The following is a 12,471-nucleotide window of genomic DNA, read 5'->3' on the forward strand; positions in this document are numbered from 1 at the left end:
TCTATATAAATCAGTGCATTACATAAAATGCACTGTATTTGGGCTTGATTTGATGGCGTGTTAAGGGTAACCTAGCACCCATCATGAATAATCGCTCTGAAAACAGCAATACAGCAAGCTTCGATGAACATAGCCGTGCTGAAAGTTGGGATAGCAATGATCGACTGGAAACCGAATCATCCGCTGCCAACATTTATGCTGAAGGCGGTTTATCTCGTTTACAAACCTATGCAGCAAATCAAGTTTCGGGGAAAAAAGTGACAGCTTCTTGGCGTGCCGCTTTGGCCGTTCGCGATGCCGGACCGCCGGCAATGTTGCGCAGTGTGCGCCCTAATATCGTTCAATCTATTCGTGCTTTCCGTACTCCTGATTTGCAGGAAGCGGCAACTGAATTGGGTCAACACTTCATTTATGCCAATTGCGCAAATGCAATGACGAAAGGTGAGGTTTTGGAGTCGATTGCGATTGCGTACTCATTTACTAAGCAGCAGGCAAAAAATTACGATCCTTTGTTGGATGCTTTGACTACCACGGTAGACAAGTCTGGTCCACAGCCTGGATTTGTAGTGGTGCTTGAAGGTCTGCCTTGTACTCAGAAGTTTGACAAAGAAGCCCGTGAAACATTGTTGGATGTTTTCCGTGATGCTGTTGATTTCTGGGCTGAGCGCCGTACTCCATACCGCGTCTTCTATTCTTTTGCTTAATCGTTAAAGTCTTGTAAGCCTTATAAATCGCCTCTACTTGAGGCGATTTTGCATTTCAGGATTCCATACGCTGTGTACGGCTGTAATAGCCACTACGCCCGCTGTTTCCGTTCTGAGTACCCGCTCCCCCAGTGAAACCAATTGATAGCCTGCTGCTTGCGCTTGAGCCTCTTCTTCAGGGGAATGACCACCCTCGGGGCCGATCATTAAGACGATATCTTGGGGAGCATTTTCAATTAACACCGAATATAGGCTTTTCGTCGCATCAGGACTGAGTAGTAGTTTGAGTGCGAGTTTTGGAGTCGCTTGTAAATAACTTTCAAAAGTTTGAATGGGCTCCAGGCTGGCAAGGACGGTGCGATCGCATTGCTCGCAAGCTGCTTGAATGATGCCCTCCCAGTGGGCAAGTCTTTTTTGGGCGCGCTCAAGGTCGCTGGAGCGGGTTAACTTGAGGATGGAGCGTTCACATTGCATGGGGGCAATATTTTGGGCGCCCGTTTCTACCGCTTTCTCAACAATCCAGTCCATTTTGTCCCCGCCAGCCAGTCCTTGAGCCAGGGTAATGGCATATGGGGTCTCACGATGGGTGTCGGTATGGATATCCGTCAGTTGAACCTGACCCGTTTTTCCACTCAAAGAGAGTAGTTCTCCTTTGGCTACCTGGCCTTTTCCATCAAATACAGGGAAGAATTCCCCGGCTTGGACACGCCTAACGCGCAAATGGTGGGCAACCTCTGGGGTGAGGGCGGTCGGCTTTTGGGATTCCCATGGTCCGGGAAGATAAAATTGAGGCATTACTGAAATATAGCCAATTAATTTTCCAGAGACCACTTTTACGATGTCAAATCTTCAAATTCGTATGGCCAACGCCATTCGCGCCTTATCCATGGATGCTGTGCAGCAGGCAAATTCAGGTCACCCTGGTATGCCAATGGGTATGGCAGATATTGCTGTCGGTCTTTGGAATGAACATTTAAAACATAACCCAACAGATCCACTTTGGATTGATCGTGATCGCTTTGTTTTATCCAATGGTCATGGATCTATGTTGTTGTATTCACTCTTGCATCTTTCTGGTTACGACTTGCCGATTGAAGAGTTGAAAAATTTTCGTCAATTGCACAGCAAAACTCCAGGACATCCTGAGTATGGAATTACTCCCGGCGTAGAAACAACTACGGGTCCATTGGGACAGGGAATTTCTAATGCAGTAGGAATGGCACTTGCTGAAAAATTATTAGCAGAAGAATTTAATCGTCCTGGCCTTAACATCGTTGATCACTACACCTACGTATTTTTAGGTGATGGTTGTTTGATGGAAGGTATTAGTCACGAAGTGTGTTCTTTGGCCGGCACACTGAAGTTGAATAAGTTAATTGCATTATGGGATGACAACGGCATCTCGATTGATGGCAAAGTGGTTTCTTGGTTTAACGAAGATACCCCTAAGCGTTTTGAGGCTTACGGTTGGAATGTGATTCGGGCCGTTGATGGCCACGATGCAGAGGCTGTATCTGCCGCGATTGCTGAGGCCAAAAAGAGCGATAAGCCAACCCTGATCTGCTGCAAGACTGCGATAGGTCAAGGCTCACCGAATATGGCGGGTAGCGACAAGGTACATGGCTCCCCATTGGGGGCGGCAGAAATTGCTGAAACTCGTGTTGCATTGAATTGGCCATACGCCCCATTTGAAATTCCGAAAGATATTTATGCGGCATGGGATTTTAAAAAGCGTGGTCAAGCTGCCGAACATGAGTGGAATAAAGAATTTCAGAAATACAAAAACAAATTTCCAGAACTTGCTGCTGAATTGCAACGTCGTATGGCAGGTGATTTATCTAAAGATTTTGTATCCACATTAAATGCATACTTAAAAACTTGCCAAACTAAAGCAGAAACCATTGCGACTCGCAAAGCAAGTCAGAATGCGATTGAAGCATTAGCACCTGCTTTGCCAGAATTTATGGGCGGCTCTGCCGACTTAACAGGATCCAACCTCACTAATTGGTCTTCATGCAAACCTGTGCGCGCTGATCAATGGGGTAATCACATCAATTATGGCGTTCGTGAATTTGGTATGAGCGCCATCATGAACGGCATTGCCTTGCATGGTGGTTACATCCCATTTGGCGGCACATTCTTAACCTTCTCCGATTACAGTCGTAACGCTTTGCGTATGGCTGCTTTGATGAAGTTGCGCAGTATTTTTGTCTTTACCCACGACTCAATCGGTTTGGGTGAGGATGGCCCAACCCATCAGTCTGTAGAGCATGTAGCCAGCTTGCGTCTCATACCGAACCTGATGGTTTGGCGTCCATGTGACACCACAGAGAGCGCTGTAGCCTGGGGCTCAGCCATTGAGCGTAAAAACGGCCCTAGCGCCTTGATCTTTAGTCGTCAGAATTGTCCATTTGTATCTCGTACTTCTGCACAAATTAAAGAAATCGCACGTGGTGGTTACGTTTTGCGTGATCCCTCCGGCAAGATTGATGCGGTCATTATTGCAACTGGTTCTGAAATTGCGCTTGCATTACAAACTGCGCAACAGTTAGAAAAAGAAGGTTTAGGTATTCGAGTGGTTTCAATTCCATCAACCACTGTCTTTGATCAACAAGATGCTGCCTACAAAGCAAAAGTATTGCCTGAAAATATTCCGCGCATTGCAGTTGAAGCGGGCGTGAGTGATTTCTGGTGGAAGTATGGTTGCGCAGCAGTTCATGGCGTAGATACCTTTGGTGAGTCTGCGCCTGCGCCAGTGCTGTATGAATATTTTGGATTAACGGCTGACCAGATTGCGAAAACAGTTAAACAATGCATCGCAAAGAAATAAATCAAAGTGCGGAATAAATTCAATATTAGTAAGGGGAAATAAATGACAATTCGTATCGCAATTAATGGTTATGGACGCATTGGTCGTATGGTATTGCGTGCTTTATATGAAGATCAAGTAAATGGTAAGCCACGTCGTGATATCAAGATCGTCGCAATTAATGCGATGGGTGATATTGCTATTAACGCCCATCTTACAAAGTATGACTCTGCTCATGGCCGTTTCCCAGCAGATGTATCCGTTGATGGCGATTGCATGGTGGTCAATGGCGATCGCATCAAAATGTTCTGCACACGTAATCCTGCAGAAACCCCATGGGGTGAGTTGGGCGTTGATTTAGTTTTGGAATGTACTGGTAAGTTCACTTCCAAAGAAAAAGCCATGATTCATATTGAGCAGGGTGCGAAGAAGGTGCTGATTTCTGCTCCTGGTGAAAAAGATGTAGACGCAACTATTGTCTACGGCGTAAATCAAAATGTATTGAAGCCAAGCGATGTTGTTGTCTCTAATGCTAGCTGCACAACCAACTGTTTAGCCCCATTGGTAAAGCCGCTCTTAGAAAAGATTGGTATCGAGTCTGGTTTGATGACTACGATTCATGCATTTACTAATGACCAAGTGTTAACAGATGTGTATCACAAGGATATGCGTCGTGCGCGTTCAGCCGTTACCAGCATGATCCCAACGAAGACGGGTGCTGCTAAGGCAGTTGGTTTGGTTTTGCCGGCATTGGCAGGTCGCTTTGATGGCTTCGCAATGCGTGTACCTGTCATTAATGTTTCTGTTGTTGACCTCACTTTTGCTGCTAGTCGCGCCACCAGCGTTGACGAAGTGAATGCCATTCTGAAGACTGCTAGCGAAAGTGAGCTCAAAGGCATTTTGGGCTTTAATACATTGCCCTTGGTATCCATCGACTTTAACCATGATCCACGCCCAAGTATTTATGACGCCTCCCAAACTCGCGTTTCTGCGGATGGCAAGCTGGTGAAGGTATTGGCTTGGTATGACAACGAATGGGGTTATTCAGTGCAGATGCTCAATGCCGCTGAAGCATTAATGGCTGTAAAGTAAGAAAAAATAGATAAGAGTAGCTAAGAGCGTCTAAAAGTTGTTAAAAAACGTTTAAATCCTATTTTTCGGCTTAATTGTGTAAAAAAGACCTCAATTTGAGGTCTTATTTGCTTCTACAGTGCTAATAACGGCTTACTTTGGCTGTCTTATTTAGCTTGTTTATTGCGGCAATTCTTCTTTAAGCAGTGGCCATACATGGCTAAAGAATGCTCTTGGAGCTTAAAACCAAGGTTTTTGGCAATATCACGTTGCCTTTTTTCAATAGCTTCGTCTACAAATTCCTCTACATGGCCACAATCAATGCAAACCAGGTGGTCGTGGTGCTGACCCTCATTCAATTCATAGATTGCCCTGCTATCCCCTTTGCTAGATTCAAAATGACTACGCAATAGAAGGCCGGCCCGCTCAAATTGGGTGAGTACCCGGTAAACCGTTGCCAGACCGATCTCTTTGTCTTCTTTGGCTAAGGCCATAAAGACATCTTCGGCGCTAAAGTGGGTTCCCCCGTTTTGATGAAAAAAATCGAGGATTTTCATCCTTGGGCCGGTAGCTTTTAGGCCAATATCGCGTAAATCTTCAGGGCTAGGGTTTTGGGTCATATTTATGGCATTGGGAGCTAAAATCAATGTCTTAATGATACGGCCAGCCATGCAAAATTGCCTTGAACTTTTTATCCGTTTTTTGAACCCGTTTTTGAAGGGTGTTTATTCCCCCGCTCGATTGGGGCTAGTGTCTTTGGCTCTGCTGGGATTGATGGGGGTTGTTGGGTGCACTTCTGCTGTTGATGAAACTCAACGCGCATGGATGAATAAGGTTTTTAGACCCTATGTTCCTGATGTTGTGCAAGGTAACTTCGTCTCTAGTGAGCAGTATTCCAAATTGCAACTAGGGATGACACGCGAACAGGTGCGTCAAATTATGGGTACACCATTGTTAGCTAGTTACTTCCACGCAAATCGCTGGGATTATATTTTTGAATTTAAGCGCGCTGGACAGGTTATGGGCAAAGATCGTCATGTCACAGTGTTCTTTGATGGCGATAAAGTAGTGAAGTTTGATGGTGATGCTTTGCCAACGGAAGTTGAGATGGTTGCCGAGATCGATAACTACGCTAAAACCAAACGCTCGTTCTGGGAGGTCATCACAGGCACCAATAAGCCACCAGTCACGCCACCATTGCAGCAACCCGAACTCATGGTGCCAAGTAAAACGGATAATTTGGCAGCGGGTGCGGCCATACCACCAGCTAGTACTAGCAGTTCATTCTGGGACTTTTTTAGTTTTTCTAAAAAGGATCCAAATGCTCAGCCTGAGCCATTGGGTCCTGGTGCTCTCAATGTTCCGCAGGCCAGTGAAGCCAAGTAAAAAATTACTTATGTGTTGATGCTGAAGCAAGTTGCTTCAGCAACTTTTAATCAGAAGCGAAGAAAAATGATGAAGATTGCAATTGCTGGGGCAACAGGCCGTATGGGCAAGATGTTGATTGAGACTGTCCTCAATACAGCTGATGCAGAGCTGGTGGGTGCGCTTGAGCATAATGCTTGCCCACAGCTGGGTGAAGACGCTGGCGCCTTCTTGGGCAAAAAGACGGGTGTAGTGATTTCTTCTGATGTTGCTCAGGTTTTGGCTCATGCACAATTCTTAATCGACTTCACCAGGCCAGAAGGCACTATGGCCCATTTGGCTGTTGCTGAAAAGACGGGTACCAAAATGATTATCGGTACAACAGGCCTAACTACCGATCAAATTGCTAGCTTGAAAAAAGCATCTGCAAAGCTGGCGATTGTTTTTGCTCCAAACATGAGCGTGGGTGTGAATGCCACTTTTAAGTTGCTGGAGATCGCGGCAAAGATGCTCAATCAAGGTTATGACATTGAGATTATTGAAGCGCATCACAAGCATAAGGTCGATGCCCCTTCTGGTACCGCACTCAAGATGGGTGAGGTGATTGCGAATGCTTTAGGTGAAAAGCTTGATGATGTTGCTGTGTATGCCCGCGAAGGTCATACCGGTGAACGTAAAGAAGGTTCAATTGGTTTTGCAACGATTCGTGGTGGCGATATTGTTGGCGACCATACTGTCTTATTTGCAGGTGATGGTGAACGTATTGAAATCAGTCATAAATCTTCAAGCCGTCAGTCCTATGCGCAAGGTTCATTGCGTGCGGGTCGTTTCTTGCAAAACCAAAGTGCCGGTTTATTCGATATGCAAGATGTTCTTGGCTTACGCAAGTAATTAGTCAATTAATTAAAAATAGAAGAAAAGAGTTGCCTAAGAATGAGTAAGGATTATGACTACCGCAGTATTGAGGCGGCAGCGCAAGCTGATTGGGAAAGTGCGCAAGTCTATCAAGTAGCAGAGAACGCAGTAGATGCGCAGGGTAAGCAGAAGCCAAAGTACTATGCCTGCTCAATGCTGCCTTACCCATCTGGCAAACTCCACATGGGGCACGTGCGCAACTACACCATTAACGATGTAATGGCCCGCCAGCTACGCATGCAAGGCTATAACGTTCTTATGCCTATGGGTTGGGATGCCTTTGGTATGCCTGCAGAAAATGCGGCGATTCAAAATAAAGTTCCTCCCGCTAAATGGACCTACGACAACATTGCTTATATGAAAAAGCAAATGGCTGTGATGGGTTTAGCGATTGATTGGTCACGTGAAGTGGCTACCTGTAGCCCTGACTACTATCGTTGGAACCAGTGGCTCTTTTTAAAGATGCTCGAAAAAGGTATCGCGTATCGCAAAACGCAAGTGGTGAATTGGGATCCAATTGATCAAACAGTTTTGGCGAACGAGCAGGTGATTGATGGTCGTGGTTGGCGCTCTGGCGCTTTAGTAGAGAAGCGCGAGATCCCTGGTTATTACTTCAATATCACAGCGTATGCAGAACCATTACTTTCTGGTTTAGATGACTTGGGCTGGCCAGAGCGCGTCAAGACTATGCAGCAAAACTGGATCGGCAAAAGTCGTGGCGTGCGTTTTGCTTTTAAGCATGACATTGCTGATGATCATGGTAACTTTATTCAATACGGCCTCTTGTACGTGTTCACTACCCGTGCAGACACCATCATGGGTGTTACGTTCTGCGCGGTAGCGGCTGAGCATCCATTGGCTGCCAAGGCAGCCGCTAACAATCCCGAGCTCGCAGCATTTATTGAGAAATGCAAAACTGGTAGCGTGATCGAGGCTGATCTAGCTACTCAAGAAAAAGAAGGAATGTTCACCGGCCTGTATGTCACACATCCTTTGACGCACGAGCCAGTACCTGTCTGGGTTGGTAATTACGTATTAATGTCTTATGGTGATGGCGCCGTGATGGGTGTGCCTGCGCACGACGAGCGCGATTTTGCTTTTGCACTTAAGTATGACTTGCCAATTAAACAAGTGATTGCGCTTAAAGGCGAATCTCCCATGTTTAATACCACTCGCTGGGAAGATTGGTATGCCCAAAAAGAGGGTGTAGTTTGTTTTAACAGTGCTCAGTTTGATGGCTTATCCCATGAAGAAGCGGTGAGTGCTGTTGCGAAAGAATTAGAAAAGCTTGGTATTGGTGAAATCAAAACCACCTATCGCTTGCGCGATTGGGGAATTTCTCGTCAGCGCTATTGGGGTACACCGATTCCGATTATTCATTGTGGCGATGAGAGTAATCCAGGTTGTGGCGCCGTACCTGTACCTGAGGCAGACCTACCGGTCGTGTTGCCGGAAGATTGCGTACCAGATGGTAGCGGTAATCCACTCAATAAGCGTGCTGACTTCTTGAATGTGAAGTGTCCGAAGTGTGGCAAACCTGCGCGCCGAGAAACTGACACCATGGATACCTTTGTGGATTCCTCTTGGTATTTCATGCGCTATACCGGACCTAATGCTAAGACTATGGTCGATGAGCGCAATGAATATTGGATGCCGATGGATCAGTACATTGGCGGCATTGAGCATGCGATTTTGCATTTACTCTATGCGCGTTTCTGGACTAAGGTCATGCGAGACCTTCATCTCATTACCTTTGATGAGCCATTCCAGAATTTACTCACCCAAGGCATGGTTCTTAATGAGACTTACTATTCTGAAGATGCTTCGGGTAAAAAGACTTGGCTTAATCCCTTGGATGTGGAATTAGATCTTGATGAGAAGGGTCGTCCGCAAGGCGCCAAGTTGATAGGTGACGCTTCAAATACACCAGTCATCATTGGCGGTGTTGAGAAGATGTCTAAGAGCAAGAATAATGGTGTTGATCCCCAGGCTTTGATTGATCAACATGGTGCTGATACTGCGCGTCTATTTGTAATGTTTGCTGCTCCTCCTGAGCAACAGTTAGAGTGGTCTGGCGCTGGTGTAGATGGCGCCTCTCGTTTCTTGCGTCGGGTGTGGCTGTATTCCAGTGGTCACGCTAGTGCTTTGCGCGATGCCTCAGATGTCTTGCCTAGTGGCTTGAACGATGCTGAAAAAGAATTGCGTCGTGAAGTCCATACGATTTTGAAGCAAGCAAATTTTGATTATCAGCGTCGCCAGTACAACACGGTTGTCTCTGCCGCGATGAAAATGCTCAATACACTTGAGCCGATCAAGCTCGACCAGAATGCCGCGATTAGCGCGCCGGTCTTGCGTGAATGCCTGAGTATCTTGTTGCGCGTTCTCTATCCAGTAGTTCCACACATGACCCATATGTTGTGGAAAGACCTTGGCTACACCAAGACTTTTGGACCACTGCTTGATGCTCCATGGCCTTCTGTAGATGAGGCTGCATTGGTGCAGACTGAACTGACTTTGATGCTCCAAATTAACGGTAAGTTACGCGGTGATATTAAGATACCCGCTGACGCAACCAAGGAGCAAGTTGAAGCCTTGGCTTTACAAAGTGAGCCTGCACAAAAAGCATTAAATGGTGATGCGCCAAAGAAGGTGATTGTGGTGCCCGGACGTTTGGTCAATATTGTTGCTTGAATAGAAAAAAAGAGATGAGCGTAAATTCCCTGCGTCGCGCAATGCTAGGCTTCATTGCTACAGCCCCGGTAATGGGGTTGATCGCTTGCGGCTATCGCTTGCGCGGTATGGTGGACTTGCCTTTCAAGGTTATTGCAATTACGGGCAATCCATCCCCGCCACTGAGAGCGGATTTGCAGACAGCAATCTTGACAGGAACGGATGCAAAAGTTGCGATTAATCCTAAAGATGCAGATCTCATTTTGGATATTAATAACGACATCAATGGTCGTGAGATCTTGGCTTATAACTCCAATGGTCAAGTATCAGCCTATCGCCTGAATATTCGTGTTGGATTTAGGGCATATGATTTGGCTGGTGCTGAAATCGTCCCAGAATCTGAGATCTACATGACCAGGGATATAGACTTTAGTGTGTCAACAGTGTTGGCAACTGACGTTCAAATTCAGCAGTTCTTAACTCTGATGCGCAAAGATTTGGCGACTCAGATTCTACGTCGTGTATCTGCTGCTGCAAGAGCGCCGCAAGCAAAATCTTTCTAGAGATGAATTAGGGCATGGTTAAAGTTGATGCCTTACAAGTGCACCTCAAGTCTTTGAGTTCTGGTGGTGCAATGTTGCCACTCTATGTATTTAGTGGTGATGAGCCTCTGTTGATGATGGAGGCGATGGATCAACTGCGATCTGCCGCCAAGAAACAAAACTTCACTGAGCGCGAAGTCTTATTGCAAGAGCGTGGCTTTGATTGGAGCTCTTTGTTAAATGCCGGTCAAACCATGTCATTGTTTGGCGACAAACGTTGGGTGGAGTTACGAATACCGACCGGTAAACCTGGTCGCGATGGGGCTGACGCTTTAAAACAATTTGCCACTCAAATTGCTTCTCAAGCTGTTGAGTCAGACGGACCGGATACGGTTGTCTGTATTGTGTTGCCTCGTTTAGATGGCAAGACTAAGACTTCTGCGTGGTTTAGTGCTCTAGATGATGCTGGTATGGCGATTCAGATTGACTCTTTGGATCGTAGTCACTTGCCACAGTGGATTTCGGGGCGATTAAAGCGCCAAGATCAAGAGGTAGAGGCTGGCCCTGAAGGTCAACGCGCTCTTGAATTTATCGCTGATCAAGTAGAGGGTAATTTAATTGCTGCCCATCAAGAGATTCTGAAATTAGGCTTGCTCTATCCCACTGGTAAGTTGAGCGAAGAGCAAATTCGTTCTTCTATTCTGAAGGTAGCGCGTTACAACGTCTTTGAATTAACTGAGGCCATGCTTGCTGGAGATCTGGCTAGGTTAAATCGCATGCTAGACGGTTTAAAGGGCGAGGGTGAGCCACTGGTATTGATTCTATGGAGCGTAACTGAGGAGCTTCGGATACTATCTAAACTCAAGGCAGCAAGTGATGCTGGTGAGTCTGTACAGAATCTGATGCGCGCAAACCGGATTTGGGGAAATAAAGAACGTTTATACCCAGCAGCCTTGAGAAGAGTTCAGCCTCTGAAGTTGCGCAGAGCAATGCAGGTTGCTGCAGGACTAGATCGCCAAGTAAAAGGTTTGCATGCTGCTGAATTGCCTGCCGACCCATGGGATGGTTTGCGTTTAGTTGGAAATTTACTTCGTTAAGAAATAAGAGATTAAGAAATGATTTCATCCATTCAAGAAATGATGCAAGACATTGGAATGCGAGCCCGCGTCGCATCGCGGGCAATGGCACGTGCATCAAGTGAGCAAAAGAACCAGGCTTTATTGCATATTGCTAAAGTGGTTCGTCAGCAAGCCACTGAAATTCAGAAGATTAATCAAGTGGATGTAGAGCGCGCAAAAGGCAATGGGCAAGATCCTGCTTTTATTGATCGCCTAACCATGACTCCTAAAACGATCGAAACCATGGCTTTAGGTTTAGAGCAAATTGTTTCTTTGGATGATCCGATTGGCAAAATTTCTGCTTTGCAAAAGCAGGCTTCTGGCATTGAGTTGGGTCAGATGCGCGTACCTCTGGGTGTTATTGGCATCATTTATGAGTCTCGCCCAAACGTCACTATTGATGCTGCTGCCTTATGCTTAAAGTCTGGCAATGCCGTGATTTTACGGGGTGGTTCCGAAGCAATTGATTCAAATACTTTATTGGCTCAGATTATTCAAGAAGGTCTGGCTTCTGCTGGCTTGCCTAAAGACGCAGTGCAAGTGGTGACTACTACCGATCGTAGCGCAGTCGGCGAGATGATTACCATGACCCAATATATTGATGTGATCGTGCCTCGTGGCGGTAAGAGTTTGATTGCCCGTCTTATGGCTGAAGCGCGAGTACCGATGATTAAGCACTTGGATGGTATTTGTCATACCTATATTGATGCAGATGCTGATGTCGCTATGGCAGTAAAGGTCTGTGATAACGCTAAGACTCAACGCTACGCCCCTTGCAATGCAATGGAGACCTTGTTAGTCAATCAAGATATTGCACAGAAAGTCTTGCCAACGCTTTGCAAGATTTATCAAGATAAAGGTGTGGAGTTGCGGGTTGATGATTTGACACGCAAAACACTTGAAGCAAATGGTTTTCAGAATCTGGTCGATGCCAAAGAAGAAGATTGGCAAACTGAGTACTTGGCCCCTATCTTGTCGATTAAGACAGTGGCTAATATCGATGAAGCCATGAATCATATTGAGCAATATGGCAGCAAACATACTGATGCCATTATTACTAATAACAAAGCCCAGGCCGATCGCTTCTTGCGTGAAGTGGATAGTGCTAGCGTGATGGTTAATGCCAGCACTCGCTTTGCAGATGGCTTTGAATATGGCTTAGGGGCTGAAATCGGTATCTCCAATGACAAGCTGCATGCCCGTGGCCCAGTTGGGTTAGATGGCTTGACCTCATTGAAGTATGTGGTTATGGGCCATGGCGAGATCCGGACCTAAAG

At 46.1% G+C, this 12,471-nt stretch carries 11 protein-coding genes; 9 read left to right on the top strand and 2 right to left on the bottom strand.

Annotated elements, in window-relative coordinates:
• Positions 1 to 83 precede the first annotated feature (83 nt).
• Entirely contained in the window at positions 84 to 704 is a 621-nt protein-coding gene (locus ICN37_RS01400) for a barstar family protein (protein ID WP_215321414.1), read from the top strand.
• A gap of 33 nt (positions 705 to 737) precedes the next feature.
• Here the strand turns inward: ICN37_RS01400 and ICN37_RS01405 are convergent, their stop codons facing one another.
• The gene (locus ICN37_RS01405) at positions 738 to 1,499 is read right to left on the bottom strand and encodes a 16S rRNA (uracil(1498)-N(3))-methyltransferase (RefSeq protein ID WP_216154396.1); all 762 of its coding nucleotides are present in this window, start codon (positions 1,497 to 1,499) and stop codon (positions 738 to 740) included.
• Between the two features lie 43 nt (positions 1,500 to 1,542).
• Between ICN37_RS01405 and tkt the strand changes: the two genes are divergently transcribed.
• Together tkt and gap are read left to right on the top strand one after the other, a co-directional pair.
• Positions 1,543 to 3,534: a transketolase gene (tkt, locus tag ICN37_RS01410; RefSeq protein ID WP_215321416.1), complete on the top strand. Its 1,992-nt coding sequence runs from the start codon at positions 1,543 to 1,545 to the stop codon at positions 3,532 to 3,534.
• A 42-nt stretch (positions 3,535 to 3,576) separates the two neighbouring features.
• Complete coding sequence (gene gap / locus ICN37_RS01415; RefSeq protein ID WP_216154397.1) at positions 3,577 to 4,605, top strand: type I glyceraldehyde-3-phosphate dehydrogenase; 1,029 nt, start codon at positions 3,577 to 3,579, stop codon at positions 4,603 to 4,605.
• A gap of 146 nt (positions 4,606 to 4,751) precedes the next feature.
• On the opposite strand, the gene fur is transcribed toward gap, so the two are convergent.
• A complete protein-coding gene (gene fur / locus ICN37_RS01420) occupies positions 4,752 to 5,204 on the bottom strand; it encodes a ferric iron uptake transcriptional regulator (protein ID WP_072583439.1) in 453 nt (150 codons plus the stop codon).
• 130 nt (positions 5,205 to 5,334) lie between these two features.
• Between fur and ICN37_RS01425 the strand changes: the two genes are divergently transcribed.
• The 6 genes from ICN37_RS01425 (at position 5,335) to ICN37_RS01450 (ending at position 12,469) form a co-directional block, all read left to right on the top strand.
• Positions 5,335 to 5,970, top strand: coding sequence for an outer membrane protein assembly factor BamE (locus tag ICN37_RS01425; RefSeq protein WP_251368499.1), 636 nt, complete (start codon positions 5,335 to 5,337; stop codon positions 5,968 to 5,970).
• Positions 5,971 to 6,039: 69 nt separating this feature from the next.
• Complete coding sequence (gene dapB, locus ICN37_RS01430; protein ID WP_216154485.1) at positions 6,040 to 6,840, top strand: 4-hydroxy-tetrahydrodipicolinate reductase; 801 nt, start codon at positions 6,040 to 6,042, stop codon at positions 6,838 to 6,840.
• Positions 6,841 to 6,882: 42 nt separating this feature from the next.
• The gene (gene leuS, locus ICN37_RS01435) at positions 6,883 to 9,555 is read left to right on the top strand and encodes a leucine--tRNA ligase (protein WP_216154398.1); all 2,673 of its coding nucleotides are present in this window, start codon (positions 6,883 to 6,885) and stop codon (positions 9,553 to 9,555) included.
• Between the two features lie 14 nt (positions 9,556 to 9,569).
• On the top strand, positions 9,570 to 10,097 hold the full coding sequence (lptE, locus tag ICN37_RS01440; protein WP_216154399.1) for an LPS assembly lipoprotein LptE: 528 nt from the start codon (positions 9,570 to 9,572) through the stop codon (positions 10,095 to 10,097).
• Between the two features lie 14 nt (positions 10,098 to 10,111).
• Entirely contained in the window at positions 10,112 to 11,173 is a 1,062-nt protein-coding gene (gene holA / locus ICN37_RS01445) for a DNA polymerase III subunit delta (RefSeq protein ID WP_216154400.1), read from the top strand.
• Between the two features lie 18 nt (positions 11,174 to 11,191).
• A complete protein-coding gene (locus tag ICN37_RS01450; protein ID WP_216154401.1) occupies positions 11,192 to 12,469 on the top strand; it encodes a glutamate-5-semialdehyde dehydrogenase in 1,278 nt (425 codons plus the stop codon).
• Positions 12,470 to 12,471 lie beyond the last annotated feature (2 nt).

Origin of the sequence: Polynucleobacter sp. P1-05-14 (assembly GCF_018881675.1) — a bacterium.
Classification (GTDB): Bacteria; Pseudomonadota; Gammaproteobacteria; order Burkholderiales; family Burkholderiaceae; genus Polynucleobacter.

Bases quoted from the DNA above. Each gene is read 5' to 3' on its own strand.
- tkt (WP_215321416.1), top strand. From the start codon at position 1,543: ATGTCAAATCTTCAAATTCGTATGGCCAACGCCATTCGCGCCTTATCC.
- holA (WP_216154400.1), top strand. From the start codon at position 10,112: ATGGTTAAAGTTGATGCCTTACAAGTGCACCTCAAGTCTTTGAGTTCT.
- ICN37_RS01405 (WP_216154396.1), bottom strand. From the start codon at position 1,499: ATGCCTCAATTTTATCTTCCCGGACCATGGGAATCCCAAAAGCCGACC.
- lptE (WP_216154399.1), top strand. From the start codon at position 9,570: ATGAGCGTAAATTCCCTGCGTCGCGCAATGCTAGGCTTCATTGCTACA.
- dapB (WP_216154485.1), top strand. From the start codon at position 6,040: ATGAAGATTGCAATTGCTGGGGCAACAGGCCGTATGGGCAAGATGTTG.
- ICN37_RS01450 (WP_216154401.1), top strand. From the start codon at position 11,192: ATGATTTCATCCATTCAAGAAATGATGCAAGACATTGGAATGCGAGCC.
- ICN37_RS01400 (WP_215321414.1), top strand. From the start codon at position 84: ATGAATAATCGCTCTGAAAACAGCAATACAGCAAGCTTCGATGAACAT.
- gap (WP_216154397.1), top strand. From the start codon at position 3,577: ATGACAATTCGTATCGCAATTAATGGTTATGGACGCATTGGTCGTATG.
- fur (WP_072583439.1), bottom strand. From the start codon at position 5,204: ATGACCCAAAACCCTAGCCCTGAAGATTTACGCGATATTGGCCTAAAA.
- leuS (WP_216154398.1), top strand. From the start codon at position 6,883: ATGAGTAAGGATTATGACTACCGCAGTATTGAGGCGGCAGCGCAAGCT.